The organism is Comamonas sp. UBA7528 (assembly GCF_002479375.1).
GTDB lineage: Bacteria > Pseudomonadota > Gammaproteobacteria > Burkholderiales > Burkholderiaceae_C > Comamonas.
Genome location: NZ_DLMU01000006.1, coordinates 40,508 through 58,289 on the forward strand (window position 1 = coordinate 40,508; position 17,782 = coordinate 58,289).

The following is a 17,782-nucleotide window of genomic DNA, read 5'->3' on the forward strand; positions in this document are numbered from 1 at the left end:
TCCGGCCCTGCTGACCCCTGCACGCCGGAATCCACCGGCGGCATTTTTACCAAGGAGACAACTCATGCAACGTCGACAGCTTCTGAAGGCGGCCGCTGCCCCGCTGGTGCTGGCGGGCCTGCCCGCTGCGGTCAAGGCCCAGGGCAATTGGCCCTCTGGAAAGAACATCACCTACATGGTGCCGTTTGCCACCGGTGGCACCACCGACACCCTGGGCCGCCTGATTGCCCAGCAGCTGGGCCCGGCGCTCGGCACCACGGTGATCGTGGAAAACCGCGGCGGTGCCGGCGGCAGCGTGGGATCGGAGCTGGCCGCACGGGCCCAGCCCGATGGCTACACCCTGCTGGGTGGCACCATCAGCTCGCATGCCATCAACATCAGCCTGTACCCCAAGCTGGGCTATGACCCGGTGAAGTCCTTCACTCCCATCACCCTGATCGGCACCAACCCCCTGGTGCTGGTGGTGGCCGCCAACAGCCCCTACAAAAGCCTGCAGGACGTGCTGGAAGCCGCCAAGAAGCGCCAGGGAGGGCTGTCGTCCGCATCGGCGGGCGCTGGAACCTCGCAGCATCTGGCGCTGGAGATGCTGGGCTGGAAGTCCGGCGTCAAGTTCACCCACGTGCCCTACAAAGGCAGCGGCCCGGCCATCCAGGACGTGATGGGTGGGCAGGTGGACATGATGTTCGATACCACGGTGGTGGCAGCCCCGCACATCCAGAGCGGCAAGCTGCGAGCGCTGGCCGTGACATCGAAGCAGCGCCTCGAGGCGCTGAAGGACGTGCCGACCGTCGCCGAGTCGGGTGTCAGCAGCCTGGCCAATTTCGAGGTCACCTCCTGGCAGGCGCTGTTTGCCCCTTCCGGTACACCGGATGCGGTGGTGCAGAAGCTGCACCAGGAAGTGGCCAAGATCATTGCCACGCCAGACATGAAGGCACGCCTGAAAACCATGGGCATGGAACCATCCACCCTGAGCCCGGCGCAGATTGCCGAGTTCCAGAAGACGGAAGTGGCGAAATGGGCGGCCGTCATCAAGGAAGCCAAGGTGAAGGTGGACAGCTAATCCACCGAAGGGTGACAAGACGCCTCCTGCGGCCCGTCGAGGCTCGGGCGTCTGTCGCTGCTGTGGGGTACCGGGCATGCGCTACCGGTGCTGTAGCAAGCAAAGGCTGGGGCGATCCCGTGGCGCCCAGCTGGGGGGCCTTGCCTACAATGTCGCCATGCGCCTCCTTGCACCTCATGCACTGCACCGCTGGACCCGTTGGGTGCTGGCGGCATGGCTGTGTGTGGCCTTGGGCGCTGCGCTGTCGCCACTGGCCCGGGCCCAGGCCGGGGCGGGCGCGCTGGAGCCGCTGTGCGGCCTGGATGGCGCACGGCACTGGGTGGCCAGCCCGGCTGCGCAGCTGCTGGGTGACGATGCCGCGGCCGCCGGGCACGGCCTGGATTGCCCGCTGTGTCTGCCGCTGCTGGCGCCACCGCCGCCCGTTACCGGCCAGCCCGCCGCGCTGGCACCGGGCATGGCCCCGCCAGCGGGCCTGCGGTCCATTCCCTGGGTCTACCGCGTCGCAGCCGCGCTGCCGGCCAGAGGGCCACCGCATTCCTGAGCCATCACCGCAATCCGCGCCGCGGCCACCCGCCGGGATGGCAGACACTGCCACTCACCGTGAAGGGCAGGCCGCGGCGCAGTGACTTTTGTCTGCAGAGGTGCGCGCACCACGGTGCCGCAGCCTACCCTGCGTTCCCTGTTTGGAGCTTTTGAATGTTTGCAACCACTTTGACCCGCCGCGTGGCCCTGGCCGCCGGCCTGCTGGCCACCACCTCCCTGGCCTGGAGCCACGCCGATGCCGCCCATGTGACGGCGGAAAATGCCTGGGCCCGCGCCAGCGTGCCGGGGCAGCAGGCCACGGGCGCTTTTGTGCGCCTGACCGCCAAGGAGCCGCTGCGCCTGGTTGGTGTGGAAACCCCGGCCGCCGCCGTGGCTGAAGTGCACGAGATGAAGATGGAAGGCGATGTGATGCGCATGCGCGCCATCGAGAGCCTGGACCTGCCCCAGGGCGTGGTCGTGGAGCTCAAGCCCGGCGGCTACCACATCATGCTGCAGCAGCTCAAAGCCCCGCTGCTCAAGGACACACAAGTGCCCATCACCCTGGTGTTCAAGGATGGCAAGGATGCCGTCTCGCGCCTGAGCCTGCAGGTGCCGGTGCAGGCCATGGCCCCCAAGGGGGCCGCGGCAGCACCGGCGGGCCATGCCGGTCACGGCGGGCACCAGCACTGAACGGGCGCCCCATGGCAGCGCGGATCGCCGCAGTCAGGGTTTGGGCGCACAAAGAAAAAGGGGCTTCGGCCCCTTTTTCTTTGTGCGCAGTTTCAGTGGTCCTGCTGTTCGGCAGGGTTGGCCAGCACCGGCTGGTTGGCCGTAGGGCGCTGCATGGCCAGCAGTTCGCGCTTGGTGGACTGGATGTGTTCTTCCAGGTACTGGACCACGGTCGCGGTGTCATGGCGGCGGCAGGCGTCCACGATCTTGTAGTGGTCTGACTGCGGGCCTTCCTTGCCCGTGGCCTGCGAGATCAGCACATGGGTGTAGCGGTCGGTGTTCAGGCAGAACTCTTCGATCAGCTGGTGCAGGCGCCGGTTGTTGGAGGCTGCCGACAGCGCTAGGTGAAAGCGTCTGTTGTATTCACCCCACGCCTGCGCCGTGGTGGCGGCGTCATAGGCCGCCAGGATCTGCTCCATGGCCTGGAAGTCGCGTTCCACCATGTTCGGCACGCCCAGCTTGGCGGCGTGGCATTCCAGCGCAATGCGGATGTCCAGCATGTCGCAGATCTGCAGCAGGCTCATGCCTGCGACCACGGCCCCCCTGTTCAACTGGTGAGTGACCAGTCCCTCCGCCTCCAGCTGGCGCAGCGCCTCGCGCACGGGGATGCGGCTGGCGTGGAAGCGGGTGGCAAGAGCATCCTGCTTCAAAGGCTGACCAACAGGCAATGCGCCGCTCAGGATTTCGTAGCGGAGCTGATCGCGGATGGTCTGGTGCAGGGCTTTGGCGTTGCGTGTCATGGGAATTTTTGGCTTTTTCGGGTTCAACCCTATCAGATGCGTATTGTGCCAATGGATACTTGTTTGCATAATTGGATCCAATTTTGTTGTGTTTGGATCAATTTGTATATGTCTTGTATCAACCCAAGCTATCTCGCGGTCAACGAACCGGTGTTGTCGTACCTGCCGGGATCGGCCGAACGCACGCAGCTGCAGGCCGCGCTGGAACAGCAGCACGCCCAGTGCGTGGACCTTCCGCTGGTGATTGCCGGCCGCCACCAGCAGCGCAGCGACACCGTGGAGGTCGTCAGCCCCCATGCCCACCAGCACCGGCTGGCCCGCCTGAGCCAGGCCACCCCCGCCGATGTGGAACAGGCCGTGCAGGCCGCATGCGCCGCGCAGCGGGACTGGTCGCAATGGAGCCTGGATGCGCGCTGCGAAGTGTTTCTGAAGGCCGCCGACCTGCTGGCAGGCCCCTGGCGCCAGAAGCTCAATGCAGCCACCATGCTGGGCCAGAGCAAGACGGTGCAGCAGGCGGAAATCGATGCGGCCTGCGAGCTGATCGACTTCCTGCGCTTCAATGTGCAGTTCGCCCAGGAGCTGGCCGCGCAGCAACCCCTGTCCAGCGCCGGCGTGCGCAACCGCATGGACTGCCGCCCGCTGGAAGGCTTTGTCTACGCCATCACCCCGTTCAACTTCACGGCCATTGGCGGGAATCTGGCGACGGCCCCCGTGCTGATGGGCAATACCGTGGTGTGGAAGCCGTCGGCCACGGCCTCGCTGAGCAACTACCTGTTCATGGAGCTGCTGGAAGAAGCCGGTCTGCCGCCGGGCGTGATCAACTTCGTGCCCGGCGACCCCCAGGTGGTGAGCGGTGCCGTGCTGTCCAGCCCGCATCTGGCAGGCATTCACTTCACCGGCTCCACGGCGGTGTTCGACAGCCTGTGGCAGCAGACGGCGCAGCATCTGCCGCACTACCGCGCCTATCCGCGCCTGGTGGGCGAGACCGGCGGAAAGGACTTTGTGCTGGCCCATGCCTCCGCCGATGCAGCGGCACTTGCCGCCGCCCTGGTGCGCGGGGCGTTCGAGTTCCAGGGGCAGAAGTGCAGCGCCGCCTCGCGCGCCTACATCCCGTCCTCGCTGTGGCCCCAGGTCAAGGAGCGCATGCTGGCCATGCTGGCCGAAATCCGCATGGGCGATGTGCGCGACTTCAGCAACTTCATGGGCGCGGTGATCGACCGCAAGGCATTCCAGCGCATCAAGGGCTATATCGACGCTGCCCGGACCGACAGCCGCTGCCAGTTGGTGGCTGGCGGCACGGCGGATGACAGCGAAGGCTTCTTTGTCGCACCCACGGTGATCCAGGTCAGCGATCCGCAGCATGCGCTGATGCGCGAGGAAATCTTCGGCCCGGTGCTGGCGGTCTATGTCTTCGACGATGGGCAATGGGATGCCGTGGTGCAACTGGTGGACCAGACCAGCCCCTATGCGCTGACGGGTGCGGTGTTTGCGCGCGACCGCCAGGTGCTGGCACAGCTGGGCCAGGCCTTGCGTTTTGCGGCCGGCAACTTCTACATCAACGACAAGCCCACGGGCGCCGTGGTGGGCCAGCAGCCCTTCGGCGGTGCGCGCCGCAGCGGCACAAATGACAAAGCTGGATCGGCCTGGAACCTGCTGCGCTGGGTGTCGCCACGCACGGTCAAGGAGACGCATCTGCCCCCCACGGGCCATGCCTATCCCCACATGCAGCGCTGAGCGCAGATCGCTGAGGTGGCATGTGTCTTGCGGGGTACATGCCATGCGAACCAGGTCGGGCATATTCGCCTGCCATTTATCTGAAGGAGGAGTAAACATGACGTTCAAAATGCGCAGTTTTTACGCAGCCACGGCCCTGCTGGGCACGCTGTCGGTCACCCCTGTGGTGCAAGCCCAGGAAACAGTCAACATGGGGGCCGTGCTGTCGCTGACCGGCGCCAACGCCACCGTGGGCGAAGACGTGCGCCGTGCAGTGATGCTGGCGGTGGACAAGGTCAACGCCGACGGCGGCGTGCTGGGCAAGAAGTTCGGCGTGATCGTGGAAGACTCGGGCGGCAACCCGACCACGGCACTGAATGCGGCACGCAAGCTGGCCAGCGTGGACAAGGTGCCGGTGGTGATCGGTGAATACTCTTCCGGCATCACGCTGCCCATGGCGCAGTACCTGGTCAAGGAAGGCGTGGGCCACATCAACGTGGCCAGCACCAGCACCAAGGTGCGCGAGCTGGGCGCTTCCTCCTTCAACCTGATCGGTCTGGAAAACCTGGGCAACCAGTTCTCGGCCGCCGACACCTGGGCGCTGGGCTACCGCAAGGTCGCGATGATCGCCCCCAACAATGCCTACGGCCAGGGCGTGGCCCACGGTTTCAAGCAGGAATTCGAAAAGCTGGGTGGCAAGGTCGTGACCGAGCTGCTGTACACCGCCGGCCAGTCCACCTACCGCCGTGAGCTGCAGCAGGTGTCGCGTTCGGCACCGGATGCCTACATCTACACGGCCTACGGCCAGGAATCGGCGGTGCTCAACCGCGAAGCCTATGAGCTGGGCCTGCGCAAGAGCCCCTGGTACGCCATCCTGCTGTCCATGAGCCTGTCCGACACGCCGGCCAACATCGCCAACGGCCAGCTGGGCATGGAAGTGGGCAATGTCTACGGCGATGCCGGTAAGGCCTACCAGGCCGCTTTCAACGCCAAGTACAAGGAAGGTACCAAGACTTCCTACACCGGCTACGCCTATGACGCGGTGCTGATGACGGCCGCCGCCATGAACAAGGCCAAGTCCACCGACACCGTCAAGGTGCAGGCAGCGCTGAAGGACCTGGGCAAGGGTGGTTATGTGGGTGTGACCGGTCCCATCGTGTTCGATGTCGAGCGCCAGCGCATCGACCCGCCCTACGCCAAGCTCAAGTACGACGGCAAGGTGGTGCCGCGCTGATCCGCTGATGGTCTGAACCCTCTGCCGGCTCCGATGCGTCGGAGCTGGCGGACTGCTTCTCTCTGGATTCTCAAGATGCTTCAATTTCTGGTGGACACGCTGCTGCGTGCTTCGGACCTGGCGCTGATCGCCCTGGGCCTGAGCATGGTGTACGGGCTTGTCAAATTTCCCAACATCGCCCATGTGCAGTACGCCATGTTCGGTGCGTACGTAACCTATGCCATGCATGCCAGTGGCGTGCCTCTGGTGCTGGCGATTGCCATTTCCTGTGCCGTGACCGGGGTCCTGACCCTGGGATTGCACCTGCTGGTGTTCCGCCGCCTGCTGCGCGCCGGGCCCGCGATTGCCATGATCGGCTCGCTGGCCGTGGCCATGCTGGTGGTGGCGTTCATGCAAGGTTTTGCGGGCTCGTTTCCGCGCATGTTCAACCTGCCGCTGACGGAGCCCATCCTGATCGGTGAGGCCCGCGTGACCGCGACGCAGCTGTACTTTGTCGGCACCACCGTGGTGTTGCTGCTGCTGTTTGCGATGCTGCTGTTCTTCACCCGCACAGGGCGCGCCATGCGTGCGCTGGCCAGCAATCCGGCACTGGCCGCGGCTTCGGGTCTGAACGCCGAGGGCATCACCCGCGGCGTGGCGTTTGCCAGCGGGGCGATTGCCGGTCTGGGCGGCAGCATGCTGGCCCTGTCCACCGGTGCCCACATCAACCTGGGCTACGACCTGCTGCTGCCGGTGTTTGCCGCCGCCATCCTGGGCGGGCTGGGCAACCCCCTGGGGGCCGTGGCCGGCGCACTGCTGATTGCCGCGACGGAAACCGCGGTGACGAATATCGATTTTGGCGGCCTGGTGGGCGGGGCTCCGCTGTTCATGCCGGTGGCCTACATCAGCGCAGCCTCGTTCCTGATTCTGCTGCTGGCGCTGCTGTTCAAGCCCTATGGCCTGTTCGACCGGGAGGTGCGTCGTGTTTGATTTTCTGATTTCTTCGGTCACGGTGGCCGGTATCTATGCGCTGATGGCGCTGGGCTTGAACCTGCAGGCCGGCTACTCGGGGCTGCTGAACTTCGGCCACATCGCCTTTGCCGGCATTGGCGCCTACGCCACCGGCATCGCCATCCAGTCGGGCTGGGGCGGTTTCTCGGGGGCCGCCATCGGGGTGTGCGTGGCCATGGCGCTGGGCTGGTGCATTGCCCGCCTGGGGCGCAATCTGGCGTCGGACTACTGGGGCATTGCCACGCTGGCGATTGCGGAAATCCTGCGCACCGCCGCCACCAACGAGGTGTGGCTGACGGGGGGCGCGCAGGGCATCAGCGCCATCCCCTCGCTGTTTGACGGCCTGGGCCGTCCCTGGAACGCCATGGCCTTCCTGGCGCTGGTGTTGCTGGCGGTGCTGGTGTTTGCGCTGGCCTGCCGCCGTGTCGGCAACGGCCGCTTCGGCCGCGCGCTGCGCCTGATGCGGGAAGAACCGCAGCTGGCTGCCTGTATGGGCTATGACCTGCGCTCGCTCAAATCGCGCGCCATCATGTCCGGTGCGGCGCTGACGGCCCTGGCCGGTTCGCTGTATGCGCACTACATGAGCTTTGTCGGTCCCGACTACATGCTGGCATCGGAAACGTTCTGGCTGTGGACCATGCTGATGATCGGCGGTCTGGGCAACACCGCCGGGGTGCTGGTGGGTGTGGTGGTGGTGCAGGGCGCCTATGCGCTGGTGCCGTTCGCCAAGGACTACTTCGGCTTCAGCTCCGACATCTCGGGCGCGCTGCGTCTGGGTCTGATTGGTTTTATCTTGCTGGCCAGCCTGATGTGGCGCAGCCAGGGCCTGGTGCCTGAGAAGGTGCGAAAGATCGCATGAGTTCCCTGCTACAAGTTCAATCGCTGGCCAAGGCCTTTGGCGGCAACAAGGTGCTGGAGGATGTCAGCTTCGACATCGCTGCCGGTGAAATCGTCGGCCTGCTAGGCCCCAATGGTTCGGGCAAGAGCACCTTGCTGAACACCGTGACGGGCTTCGAGCGCATCGACCGCGGCAGCATCACGCTGGAAGGCCGGCGCATCGATGCGCTGTCGGCCTACCGCATCGTCGAGTCGGGCCTGGGCCGCACCTTCCAGCTGCCTTCCATGCCCACCAAGATGTCGGTGATGGAAGTGGCCATGGCCGCGGCCACCCAGCACCATGGGTTCTGGGAAACGCTGCTGAACACCGTGGGTGCCCGGGCGGCCGAAAAGGCAGCACGCGACAAGGCGGCGGCGCTGCTCGACGAGCTGCTGCTCAGCCATGTCAAGGACCTGCCGGCGTCGGGTCTGTCCGGCGGGCAGAAAAAGCTGCTGGGCATTGTCTGTGCACTGATGGGCGACCCGCGCCTGCTGATGCTGGACGAGCCCACGGCTGGGGTGCACCCCAATCTGCGCAACGACATCGTGCAGGTGCTGCGCCGCCTGAACCACAAAGGCATGACGGTGGTGATCGTGGAGCACGACATGCACTTCATCCGCGAGGTCTGCACCCGCTGCATCGTGCTGGACCGTGGCCATATCGTGGCCAGCTGTCGCCCGGACGAGCTGTCGTCCAACGAGCGCGTGCTGCAGGCCTATCTGGGTGGCGGCCATGCGCCCAAGACCGAAACCCGTGCGGAAGTGGAGGGCGCATGATCGAGATCGACAATGTGGTGGCGGGCTACACCGCCGAAGTGGACATCCTCAAGGGCATGACGCTGCAGGTGCAGCGCGGCGAGATCGTCACGCTGCTGGGGCCCAACGGCTGTGGCAAGTCCACGCTGCTGAAATCCATCGCCGGCTTTCTGCGTCCGCGCTCGGGCTCCATCGTGCTGGAGAGCCAGGATGTGTCCCAGGTGCCGGTGCACCAGAAGATCCAGAAGCTGGGCCTGGGCTTTGTGCCGCAGACGGAGAACGTGTTCAGTTCGCTGACCATCCGCGAAAACATGCAGGTGGGCGGGCATTTCATGTCGGACGCCGACTGCAGGCAGCGCATGCAGGAGCTTTGCACGCTGTACCCGGTGCTGGAGCGCAAGTTCAACGCACCGGCGTCCTCGATGTCGGGCGGTGAGCGGCAGATCCTGGCGCTGGCGCGTGCGCTGATGCCGCGGCCCCGCCTGCTGCTGCTGGACGAGCCCTCGGCCGGCCTCTCTCCGAAGATGCTGCAGGAGGTGTTCAAGGCCATCGTGCAGGTGCGCGACAAGGAAGGCGTCACCATTCTGATGGTGGAGCAGAACGCCATGGAGGCCTTGCGCATGTCCGACCGGGCCTATGTGCTGTCCATGGGCATGGTGGCGCTGACCGGGGCCGCCAACGCGCTGATGAGCGACCCGCAGGTGCGCGAGCTGTACCTGGGAGGCCGCGCCGCCTGATCCGGCGGTGCGACCGTGGCCCGTCCGGGGGGCGGGGTGTCTATCTTTTCGATGGGTGACATGCATGTTCCAACACCTCTCTCTCCGGTCCCGCCTGGCCGCGGCCATGGGCTTTCTGGCGCTGCTGCTGGCCGTGCTCGGGGCCCTGGGCCTGTACAGCCTGCGTGACAGCAACCTGGCCCTGCAGTCGCTGGTGGAGCAGCAGCTGCAGCCCATGCAGCAGCTGGCCCAGGTGACCAAATCACTGGACATGGGCAAGTTCGGCGTGGTCTCGGCCATTGCCGATCCGATCCAGATCGACAGCGACATGGATGCGCTGGAGGCGCAGCTCAAGGACAGCGCCTCCACCTGGGAGGCGTTTGCCTCGGCCCTGCGCGATGGGCAGGAGCAGGAACTGGCGCAGCAGTTTGCCGCGGCACAGCAGGACTTTTTGCAGCAGGGGGTGCGCCCGGCGGTGGCTGCGCTGCGCAGCATGAACCTGCCGGGGGCGACCGAGCTGTACACCCAGTCCCTGGCCCCGCGCTACCCGCCGGCACGGACGGCGCTCGATGCGCTGATGGCGCTGCAGCGTCAGCGGGGCGAAGCCCTCTACCGTGCCACCCAGCAGCGCTACCAGCAGGTGTTCTGGCTGTCGGTGGCAGCCATGTGCCTGGGGCTGCTGGTGGCCGGCGTGGCGGGCGTGACCCTGGTGCGTGCCATCGCACGCCCCCTGGCGCAGGCCGTGCAGGCGGCCCAGCATGTGGCGGCCGGCGATCTGAGCCAGGACATTCCCTCCAGCCCGGCGCGCCATGAGACCGGGCAACTGCTGCAGGCCTTGCAGCAAATGAACCTGCGGCTGCGCCACATCGTGGGCGAGGTGCGGCAGGGGACCGACGCCATGGCGCTGGCGTCCCAGGAAATCAGCAGCGGCAACCGGGATCTGTCGCAGCGCACCGAATGCCAGGCGGCCGCCTTGCAGCAGACCACGGCTTCCATGCACGATCTGAACGAAGCCGTGCAGCGCAATGCCGAACATGCCCAGCAGGCCAGCGCGCTGGCCGCGTCGGCCACCCAGATCGCCCAGCAGGGGCGCAGCGAGGTGGATGCCGTGGCCCAGGCCATGGGCCATATCCAGGGGGCTTCGCAGCGCATCGTGGACATCACCGCGGTGATCGACGGCATTGCCTTCCAGACCAATCTGCTGGCGCTCAATGCGGCCGTGGAAGCCGCGCGCGCCGGCGCGCAGGGCCGGGGCTTTGCGGTGGTGGCCGCGGAGGTGCGGGAGCTGGCCCAGCGCAGCGCCGTGGCCGCCAAGGAAATCAAGGGGCTGATCCAGCACTCCGTCGACGAAGTGGAGCAGGGCCGGGCCCGGGTGGCGCAGGCGGGCGGCACCATGGCCACGGTGGAGGGCCGCGTGCAGCACATGGCGGCCCTGGTTCAGGACATTGCCCAGTCCAGCCAGGCGCAAAGTGCGGGCCTGGGACAGCTGCACCAGGCAATTGCACAGATGGACGACACCACCCAGAAGAACGCCGCGCTGGTGGAGCAGGCGTCTGCCGCTGCCCTGGCGTTGCAGCAGCAGGCCAGCGCGCTGGTGGACACGGTGCGCATCTTCCGGCTGGACGGTGTGGCAGCCCCCGTCAACCGGGCCCTGCCTGCCGCCGAGCGGACTTTGCTGCTGGCCTGAGCGCCGTTGGGCGTGTGGTGGTGGGTGCTGTGCAACGCTGCGCGGCAGTTGCTATCCGAGTGCCGGGAGCTGGAGTAAGCTGTGACGGACAAGACGGTGTGCCGCGCGGCGGCGCTCCGTGCTCCACGACCAGCATTTCTGAGGACGGCCATGAGCGACCACACGCCTTTCGGTTTCGGCAAATTCATCCCCGGTTTCGACTTTCTGCAAAACCTGAGCAAGGCCGGGCAATCTTCGGCCGGCATGCCGCCGCTGTCGCACTGGGTGGCGCCCACGGTCAGCATCGAGGAGATCAGCAAGCGCATTGAAGAGCTCAAGGCCGTGCAGTTCTGGCTGGAGCAGAACAGCCGTGCGCTGGCGGCCACGGTGCAGGCGCTGGAAGTGCAGAAGATGACACTCAGCACCCTGCAGGGCATGAATGTCAGCATGTCCGACCTGGCCAAGACCTTCACCGGCAAGGCGGCGGACCAGACCGCCACAGCACCGTCCAACGGCAATGCTGATTGGCCCATGTCGTCGGCAGCGGCCAAGGCTGCCAAAAGCGAAGCCCCCGAGGCAGACCCACCAAACCCGGCCGCCGCTTCCGAGGCAAAGGCCGCAGCGCAGCCCGATGCCGCGCAGGCCGATGCATCCGCGCCACCTCCTGGCGCCGGACCTGCCGGCCTGGGGGATCCCATGCTGTGGTGGGGCGCGCTGTCGCAGCAGTTCCAGCAGATCGCCGCCACCGCGCTGCAGGACCCGGCGCAGCAGCAGGCCATGGCCCAGGCCACCCACATGGCCACGGATTTCACCAAGGCGGCCATGAACGCTGCCAGCAGCATGGTGCGCCAGGCCAGCGAAGGGGTGAAGGCCGCTTCCAGCGCCGCCGCCCAGACCACGGCGAAGGCGGCCAAGCCGGCGGCCAGCCGCAGTGCTGGCGCACCTTCGGCCACCCCGCGCAGCGCTGCCGCGAAGAAGGCCCCCGCAGCCAAGAAAGCGCCTGCGGCCAAAAAGGCTGCACCTAAAAAGGCAGCGCCCAAAGCGGCACGTACCGCTGCGCCCCAACCCGCGGCCAAGCCTGCCGCCCCCGCGCGCAAGCGCAGCCGCTAAGGACAGGGACGGACTCCATGGCGTTTTTTCCCTGTGCCCATGCCAGCCACGCCCAATGGCAGCAAGCGCTGTCCCAGGTGGTGGCACAACTGCGGGCGCAAATGGCCATGCAATCGGGCCAAGCCTGGCCCGCACTGGGCCTGATGTATCTCACCACCCCCTATGCCAAGCATGCGGCGGACATCCTGGCCGCAGTCGCCAAGGAGCTGCCCGAGGTCAGCCACTGGAGCGGCATGGCGGCCCCGGCCATCCTGGGCGGCGACATGCGCTACGCCGGTGAGCAGGGGGCCTTGGCCGTGATGCTGCCGCTGCTGGGCACGGCGGACTTTCGCCAGTTTTCCGGCTTGCAGCCGATTGCCCGGGTCGAGGTGGAAGGTTTCGAGGTGCACAGCGTGCTGGTGCACGGCGACGGGCGCATGCCCGAGCTGGAAGAGCTGCTGCTGGAGCTGGCTTCGCACACCGCCAGTGGCGAGATGATGGGGGGCTTCGGTTCCGACCGGCGCTGCGGCATCCAGCTGGCCTGGAGCCGCAAGCTGCCGGTGGCCCATGACACCGGTCTGCTGTCCGGCGGGCTGTCGGGCGTGGCATTTTCCGACCAGGTGCACACGCTTTCGCGCGTGGTGCAGGGTTGCAAGCCCATTGCCCCGCCGATGGAGATCACCGAGGCGCGCGACCATGTGATCCTGGGGCTGAACGGCCGCCCCGCGCTGGACGTTCTGATGCAGACCCTGGATGTGCAGCTGGAGGTGGATGCCCAGGCCGCCATCAGCCGGGTGCGCAACACGCTGCTGGCGCTGTCGCTGGATACCTACACGCCGCATGGCAGCAGCATCGATGTGCGTTCCCGCGTGCGCCCGATCGTGGGCCTGGACCCGCTGCGCCGCGGCATCGTTCTGGACGAGACGGTGGACAAGGGCATGCATGTGGCGTTCTGCGAGCGCAGCAGTGCGGCGGCCTGGTCCGAATTGCGCCGCGCCTGTGCCGAAATCCAGGAAGAGCTGGCGCCGGACATCCCCTGGCCCCAGGCAGGTGTGCCCGCGCCGGCGCGCATGGTGCGCGGGGCCATCTATGTGCGCAGCCACCTGCGCGGAGGGACGGCGGCCACCAACGAGGCCGATGCCGAGCTGCAGCTGATCCGCCATGCGCTGGGCCCGATCCCGCTGGTGGGCTTTGTGACCGCCGGGGAAATCTCCGGCCGGGAAGTCCACGGCATGAGCGGCCAGCTGACGGTGTTCACCCAGGCGCTGGTGTAAGCACCTTGCCCTCCCACGACACAACGCCCCTTCACGGGGCGTTGTGCTGTCAGTGCGGGATATCAGCGGTGGCCGTAGTACGGGCGGTGGTGGCGCGGGGCCTTGACCCAGTGGCCGGGAATCCAGACATAGCGGTGCCCCTGCCAGCGCCAGTGGCCGCCCACCCAGGCATGGCCGACACGGGGGCGATGGCGTTCATAACGGGGCGGCGGCGGGGGCGGACGGTGCATGTGGCGGCCGTCATGGCGCACTTCCACGGCCAGCGGGGCGCCAGGGGCTGCGCGGTACACCGGCTGGGCCGAGGCGAGTGCCGCCGTCAGCGCCAGGGCGGCGCCCAGCAGCAGGCGGGTGGTCAGGGCAGGGGTGTGGGACATGAGCGGCTCCTCTTGCGCGTGGTTTGCAGTGCCTCCAGCATCGGTGGGCTGCGTCAAGCGGGGATCGCTGCTGTGCAAAGCTGTGTGAAGCTGCGTAGGCAAATGCACGGACAGTGCGGCGCAGCGTGCGCCTTGTAGCGGCCCGTTCAGCGGCGCAGGGCCGTGAAGGCCGTGAATTCCCAGCTGCGCATGCCCAGCACCAGGGTGTAGCCCTCGCGCTGTTCGGGCAGCAGGCGCTGGTCCTGCAGATGCTGTTGCGAAAAATCGTGCGCAAGGCGCTGGATGCGGTCCACGAAACTGGGCGCCAGGGCGCGCGAGATATTGCCATGCACCATGAGCATGGTTTCCCCCGGCTGGTCGAAGCTGCCGCCAAAGTAGTCCAGCACCGCATGCTCGCGGAAATACTCCATCACCGGTCCGCGTGCCCGCCAGCGGAAGGTCTTGGCCAGGCGCAGGCGGTAGCGGTTGCCGGGGCGCAGCTCGATGATGCCGATGCGGTCCAGCTGCGCCAGGTAGCGTATGCCTTCGGCCTCCGTCATGCGGTAGGTGGCGGTGATCTGCTCCAGCGTCCACTGGCTGAGCACGCAGATGGCCATCAGCAGCAGCTTGCGGTCGGCCACCACGGCGGTTTCCTGCTCGGGCGTCATCTCCTGCAGCAGCGGCTGGCTGTCGGCCACGCGCCGCGCGAGGTCGGCAAAGTCGACACCCAGCGCGCGGCAGATGGCATCGATGCGGGACAGGGGCATATCGCCCTTGGAGAGCATGCGCTTGACGCTGGATTCGGCCATGTCGAGGTGGCGCGCCAGGTCGGCATAGGTCATGTGCGCGGCCTTCAGCTCTTTCTTCAGCGCGTGGATCAGGTCGATGGTGGTGCTCATTGGTATCGATTATGGATACCGCCGGTGTGAATGGCGGGTGCCGCTGCGGAAATGCGGCGTCCTGGGGCGGCGTTGCGCTGACACTGCCGTGGCTGCAGCGCCATGATTTTTATCGTAAATAATGCAGCGCAGAGGGGCCCGGCAGGGGCCCATGAGTTTGAAGACCTATACGAAACCGGGCCTGTGAACAGGTCCCACAGAGGGTGAGATGCAACAGCCGGACCATGACCACCACGCGCCATCGGAACCCCATCCCAACCAGTTTGCCTTGCTGGGCCAGCGGCGCTTTGCCCCCTTCTTCTGGACGCAGTTCTGTGGTGCGGCCAACGACAACCTGTTCAAGTTCGCCTTCACGGTGATGGTGACCTACCAGCTCAGCGTGGGCTGGTTGCCGCCCGCCATGGCCGGGCTGGTGATCGGGGCGCTGTTCATCCTGCCGTTCCTGCTGTTTTCGGCGACCTCGGGCCAGCTGACCGACAAATGGGACAAGACGCGCATGTTCCGCCTGGTGAAGAACCTGGAGATCGCCATCATGGCCATTGCCGCCTGGGGCTTCATCACGGCCAACGTGCCGGTGCTGCTGGGGTGCGTGTTTCTGATGGGCCTGCACTCCACACTGTTCGGTCCCGTCAAGTTTGCCTACCTGCCCCAGGTGCTGAACGACCGTGAGCTTACCGGCGGCAATGGCATGGTGGAAATGGGCACGTTTGTCGCCATTCTGCTGGGCAATGTGGCCGGCGGCCTGCTGGTGGCCGTGCCGGAGGTGGGCCACACCCAGGTGGCAGTGGTGTGCGTGGCGCTGGCGCTGGTCGGGCGGCTGTGCGCCCAGTTCATTCCGCATGCTCCGGCCACCGATCCGGGCCTGGTCATCAACTGGAACCCGTTCACCGAAACCTGGCGCAATCTGCAGCTGGCACGCCAGCAGCCGGTGGTGTTCCGTTCACTGCTGGGCATCAGCTGGATGTGGTTCTTCGGCGCGGTGTTCCTGGCGCAGTTCCCCAGTTTTGCCAAGGAAGTGCTGCACGGCGACGAACATGTGGCGTCGCTGCTGCTGGTGATCTTCTCCATCGGTATTGGCGTCGGTGCGCTGCTGTGCGAGGTGTTCAGCCGCCGCCAGGTGGAGATCGGTCTGGTGCCGCTGGGCGCCATCGGCATGAGCGTGTTCGCCATCGATCTGTACTTTGCTGCACGGGCTCTGCCGCCGTCCGAGCTGATGGGCGTGGGCACCTTTTTTGCGCAGAGCGCGCACTGGCGCGTGATGTGGGATCTGGGGATGCTGGCGCTGTCGGCCGGCATCTACAGCGTGCCCATGTACGCGCTGATCCAGATGCGCAGCCAGCCCACGCACCGCGCCCGCATCATCGCGGCCAACAACATCCTCAACGCGCTGTTCATGATTGCCTCCAGCGTGCTGGCGGGGGCCTTGCTGGCAGCCGGGGCCAGCATTCCCCAGGTGTTCCTGCTCACCGGCATTGCGAACGCGCTGGTGGCGTTCTACGTTTTCCTGCTGGTGCCGGAGTACCTGCTGCGCTTTGTGGCCTGGGTCATCACGCACTTTGTCTACCGCTTCCGGGTGCGCGGCGCGGACCATATTCCGGCCCACGGCGCGGCGGTGCTGGTGTGCAACCACGTGAGCTTTGTCGATGCCATTTTGATGATGGCGGCCAGCCCGCGCCCCATCCACTTTGTGATGGACCACCGCATCTTCCAGACGCCGGTGCTGGGCTGGCTGTTCAAGCTGGCCAAGACCATTCCGATTGCGCCGCAAAAGGAGGATGCGGCCACCTACGAGGCCGCGTTCGCCCGCGCGGCCCAGGTGCTGCGCGAAGGCGATCTGCTGGCCATCTTCCCGGAAGGGGGCATCACTGCCGATGGGCAGTTGCAGCTCTTCAAGCCGGGCATCCTGAAGATCCTGGAGCAGGCGCGGGCCGACGGTCTGGATGTGTCCGTGGTGCCCATGGCGCTGACCAATCTGTGGGGCTCCTACTTCAGTCGCATCGAAGTGCGTGGCGGCAGGAACGTGGCCATGGTGCAGCCGCTGCGCCGGGGGCTGTTCAATGCGGTGGGCCTGGAAGTGGGCGAGGCCGTGCCGGGCGCGCAGGCCACGCCCGAAGGCCTGCGCGCCCGGGTGGCAGAGCTGCTGGCGCGCTGAAGGCAGGGACTGCGCGGCGCTTACGGTAGCAAACGGATGTCGCCCAGGTAGGCCAGCCCTTCGCCGTGGGTGTTGTCGGCGTCGGCGGAGACGGTGATCGCCGTCAGCGCCGGCATGCCCTGGGGCGATTCATCCCCGAAGGCACGGGCGTAGTCGGCCGCCAGGTCCCGCTTTTCTTCCTGCCAGTGCCCCAGGGGGGCGTTGCTGCTGTGCAGGACCAGGTAGCGTAGGCGGTGGGTGAAGGGGCTGTGCAGCACGCTGCCTGCGGGCGATGCCCCATCCCAGACGTAGCACAGGGTTTCGGTCGGAATGGGTTCGCCGGTGGCAATCTGGCCCAGGTGCAGCTTGGTGCGCTCGCCCCAGCTGAGCTGCCGTGCATCGAAATCAAAAGACACGCAGAGCTTGAGCGCCGCATCGTCCCCGGCGCGCTGGCGCAGGTCGGCGCCCTGCACCGGCTGGTCCACGCGCCAGCGCCAGTGCAGCTGGCGGGCGGAGCTGGCCGGGCTGCCGATAGCCAACACCAGGTTGCCATAGGCGTCCTGGGTGTGCACCCGCAGCACCTGCTGGCCGTCCAGCGGCGCCACACTGAATTCCGTGGGCTTCTTGCGCGGCAGGCTGGCGAAATGCCAGGGGGCCGGCACCGCGCCTGCGGCCATGGCCGAGAACGCGGGCACCACCGGCGGCGTGCTCTGCGCCCGGCTGTGGGCGGCCATCCCCAGGCCCATTACCAGTACTAGTACCATCGGCGCCCAGGACGGCATGCGCCTGCTGCCATGCAGCAAGCGCAGTCGCACAGACAAGGAAATGCAGGGGCCTGACGGAGACATGGCAGACAGCTTAAGCGATGCAAAAGCGGATTTTAGGTATTTCGAGGCGGCGCTGTGCCGCAAAAACGTTGCTGAAAGTATCGCCATGAAGTACCCGAAGAGGCATACCGTGCGCTGTGGCCACAAATACGGCGTGCCGCAGGCGCGCTGTGGCGATGATTCGCCGCACTGCAGCAGCCTTTGCAT

At 66.6% G+C, this 17,782-nt stretch carries 17 protein-coding genes; 13 read left to right on the forward strand and 4 right to left on the reverse strand.

Annotation, left to right across the window (positions count from 1 at the left end; genetic code table 11):
- Nucleotides 1-64 precede the first annotated feature (64 nt).
- The 3 genes from B3349_RS08170 to B3349_RS08180 all read left to right on the forward strand — a co-directional run bounded on the left by B3349_RS08170 (nucleotide 65) and on the right by B3349_RS08180 (nucleotide 2,272).
- Nucleotides 65-1,060 (forward strand): Bug family tripartite tricarboxylate transporter substrate binding protein, encoded by a 996-nt coding sequence (locus B3349_RS08170; RefSeq protein WP_291588180.1) that lies wholly within the window; start codon nucleotides 65-67, stop codon nucleotides 1,058-1,060.
- Nucleotides 1,061-1,217: 157 nt separating this feature from the next.
- The gene (locus tag B3349_RS08175) at nucleotides 1,218-1,601 is read left to right on the forward strand and encodes a DUF2946 family protein (protein ID WP_291588181.1); all 384 of its coding nucleotides are present in this window, start codon (nucleotides 1,218-1,220) and stop codon (nucleotides 1,599-1,601) included.
- A 155-nt stretch (nucleotides 1,602-1,756) separates the two neighbouring features.
- Nucleotides 1,757-2,272, forward strand: a complete 516-nt coding sequence (locus B3349_RS08180; protein ID WP_291588182.1) for a copper chaperone PCu(A)C — start codon at nucleotides 1,757-1,759, stop codon at nucleotides 2,270-2,272.
- 92 nt (nucleotides 2,273-2,364) lie between these two features.
- On the opposite strand, the gene B3349_RS08185 is transcribed toward B3349_RS08180, so the two are convergent.
- Nucleotides 2,365-3,051: a GntR family transcriptional regulator gene (locus tag B3349_RS08185; protein ID WP_291588183.1), complete on the reverse strand. Its 687-nt coding sequence runs from the start codon at nucleotides 3,049-3,051 to the stop codon at nucleotides 2,365-2,367.
- 108 nt (nucleotides 3,052-3,159) lie between these two features.
- Here B3349_RS08185 and pruA point away from each other — a divergent pair, with 108 nt between their 5' ends.
- The 9 genes from pruA to B3349_RS08230 all read left to right on the forward strand — a co-directional run bounded on the left by pruA (nucleotide 3,160) and on the right by B3349_RS08230 (nucleotide 13,365).
- Nucleotides 3,160-4,785 (forward strand): L-glutamate gamma-semialdehyde dehydrogenase, encoded by a 1,626-nt coding sequence (pruA, locus tag B3349_RS08190; RefSeq protein ID WP_291588184.1) that lies wholly within the window; start codon nucleotides 3,160-3,162, stop codon nucleotides 4,783-4,785.
- Between the two features lie 97 nt (nucleotides 4,786-4,882).
- Nucleotides 4,883-5,998: an ABC transporter substrate-binding protein gene (locus B3349_RS08195; protein WP_291588185.1), complete on the forward strand. Its 1,116-nt coding sequence runs from the start codon at nucleotides 4,883-4,885 to the stop codon at nucleotides 5,996-5,998.
- 75 nt (nucleotides 5,999-6,073) lie between these two features.
- Nucleotides 6,074-6,967: a branched-chain amino acid ABC transporter permease gene (locus tag B3349_RS08200; protein WP_291588186.1), complete on the forward strand. Its 894-nt coding sequence runs from the start codon at nucleotides 6,074-6,076 to the stop codon at nucleotides 6,965-6,967.
- Complete coding sequence (locus B3349_RS08205; protein ID WP_279999417.1) at nucleotides 6,960-7,847, forward strand: branched-chain amino acid ABC transporter permease; 888 nt, start codon at nucleotides 6,960-6,962, stop codon at nucleotides 7,845-7,847. Before B3349_RS08200 ends, B3349_RS08205 begins: the two co-directional genes overlap by 8 nt.
- Entirely contained in the window at nucleotides 7,844-8,641 is a 798-nt protein-coding gene (locus tag B3349_RS08210; protein WP_066541646.1) for an ABC transporter ATP-binding protein, read from the forward strand. The genes B3349_RS08205 and B3349_RS08210 overlap by 4 nt, the downstream gene beginning before the upstream one ends.
- Nucleotides 8,638-9,357 (forward strand): ABC transporter ATP-binding protein, encoded by a 720-nt coding sequence (locus B3349_RS08215; protein ID WP_291588187.1) that lies wholly within the window; start codon nucleotides 8,638-8,640, stop codon nucleotides 9,355-9,357. Before B3349_RS08210 ends, B3349_RS08215 begins: the two co-directional genes overlap by 4 nt.
- A gap of 64 nt (nucleotides 9,358-9,421) precedes the next feature.
- Complete coding sequence (locus B3349_RS08220) at nucleotides 9,422-11,023, forward strand: methyl-accepting chemotaxis protein (RefSeq protein WP_291588188.1); 1,602 nt, start codon at nucleotides 9,422-9,424, stop codon at nucleotides 11,021-11,023.
- 150 nt (nucleotides 11,024-11,173) lie between these two features.
- Nucleotides 11,174-12,112, forward strand: a complete 939-nt coding sequence (locus B3349_RS08225) for a PhaM family polyhydroxyalkanoate granule multifunctional regulatory protein (protein ID WP_291588189.1) — start codon at nucleotides 11,174-11,176, stop codon at nucleotides 12,110-12,112.
- 17 nt (nucleotides 12,113-12,129) lie between these two features.
- Entirely contained in the window at nucleotides 12,130-13,365 is a 1,236-nt protein-coding gene (locus tag B3349_RS08230; protein ID WP_291588190.1) for an FIST signal transduction protein, read from the forward strand.
- Between the two features lie 62 nt (nucleotides 13,366-13,427).
- On the opposite strand, the gene B3349_RS08235 is transcribed toward B3349_RS08230, so the two are convergent.
- Together B3349_RS08235 and B3349_RS08240 are read right to left on the reverse strand one after the other, a co-directional pair.
- Nucleotides 13,428-13,739: a hypothetical protein gene (locus B3349_RS08235; RefSeq protein WP_255578357.1), complete on the reverse strand. Its 312-nt coding sequence runs from the start codon at nucleotides 13,737-13,739 to the stop codon at nucleotides 13,428-13,430.
- 146 nt (nucleotides 13,740-13,885) lie between these two features.
- On the reverse strand, nucleotides 13,886-14,617 hold the full coding sequence (locus B3349_RS08240; protein WP_066541659.1) for a helix-turn-helix domain-containing protein: 732 nt from the start codon (nucleotides 14,615-14,617) through the stop codon (nucleotides 13,886-13,888).
- Between the two features lie 208 nt (nucleotides 14,618-14,825).
- On the opposite strand from B3349_RS08240, the gene B3349_RS08245 reads away from it, so the two are divergent.
- The gene (locus B3349_RS08245) at nucleotides 14,826-16,769 is read left to right on the forward strand and encodes an MFS transporter (protein ID WP_291588191.1); all 1,944 of its coding nucleotides are present in this window, start codon (nucleotides 14,826-14,828) and stop codon (nucleotides 16,767-16,769) included.
- A 20-nt stretch (nucleotides 16,770-16,789) separates the two neighbouring features.
- Here B3349_RS08245 and B3349_RS08250 read toward each other — a convergent pair whose 3' ends face one another.
- A complete protein-coding gene (locus tag B3349_RS08250; RefSeq protein WP_291588192.1) occupies nucleotides 16,790-17,530 on the reverse strand; it encodes a DUF3047 domain-containing protein in 741 nt (246 codons plus the stop codon).
- Nucleotides 17,531-17,782: the final 252 nt, after the last annotated feature.

Bases quoted from the DNA above. Each gene is read 5' to 3' on its own strand.
- B3349_RS08195 (WP_291588185.1), top strand. From the start codon at position 4,883: ATGACGTTCAAAATGCGCAGTTTTTACGCAGCCACGGCCCTGCTGGGC.
- B3349_RS08170 (WP_291588180.1), top strand. From the start codon at position 65: ATGCAACGTCGACAGCTTCTGAAGGCGGCCGCTGCCCCGCTGGTGCTG.
- B3349_RS08180 (WP_291588182.1), top strand. From the start codon at position 1,757: ATGTTTGCAACCACTTTGACCCGCCGCGTGGCCCTGGCCGCCGGCCTG.
- B3349_RS08220 (WP_291588188.1), top strand. From the start codon at position 9,422: ATGTTCCAACACCTCTCTCTCCGGTCCCGCCTGGCCGCGGCCATGGGC.
- B3349_RS08250 (WP_291588192.1), bottom strand. From the start codon at position 17,530: ATGCCGTCCTGGGCGCCGATGGTACTAGTACTGGTAATGGGCCTGGGG.
- B3349_RS08175 (WP_291588181.1), top strand. From the start codon at position 1,218: ATGCGCCTCCTTGCACCTCATGCACTGCACCGCTGGACCCGTTGGGTG.
- B3349_RS08225 (WP_291588189.1), top strand. From the start codon at position 11,174: ATGAGCGACCACACGCCTTTCGGTTTCGGCAAATTCATCCCCGGTTTC.
- B3349_RS08245 (WP_291588191.1), top strand. From the start codon at position 14,826: ATGCAACAGCCGGACCATGACCACCACGCGCCATCGGAACCCCATCCC.
- B3349_RS08235 (WP_255578357.1), bottom strand. From the start codon at position 13,739: ATGTCCCACACCCCTGCCCTGACCACCCGCCTGCTGCTGGGCGCCGCC.
- B3349_RS08185 (WP_291588183.1), bottom strand. From the start codon at position 3,051: ATGACACGCAACGCCAAAGCCCTGCACCAGACCATCCGCGATCAGCTC.
- pruA (WP_291588184.1), top strand. From the start codon at position 3,160: ATGTCTTGTATCAACCCAAGCTATCTCGCGGTCAACGAACCGGTGTTG.
- B3349_RS08230 (WP_291588190.1), top strand. From the start codon at position 12,130: ATGGCGTTTTTTCCCTGTGCCCATGCCAGCCACGCCCAATGGCAGCAA.
- B3349_RS08240 (WP_066541659.1), bottom strand. From the start codon at position 14,617: ATGAGCACCACCATCGACCTGATCCACGCGCTGAAGAAAGAGCTGAAG.
- B3349_RS08215 (WP_291588187.1), top strand. From the start codon at position 8,638: ATGATCGAGATCGACAATGTGGTGGCGGGCTACACCGCCGAAGTGGAC.
- B3349_RS08210 (WP_066541646.1), top strand. From the start codon at position 7,844: ATGAGTTCCCTGCTACAAGTTCAATCGCTGGCCAAGGCCTTTGGCGGC.
- B3349_RS08200 (WP_291588186.1), top strand. From the start codon at position 6,074: ATGCTTCAATTTCTGGTGGACACGCTGCTGCGTGCTTCGGACCTGGCG.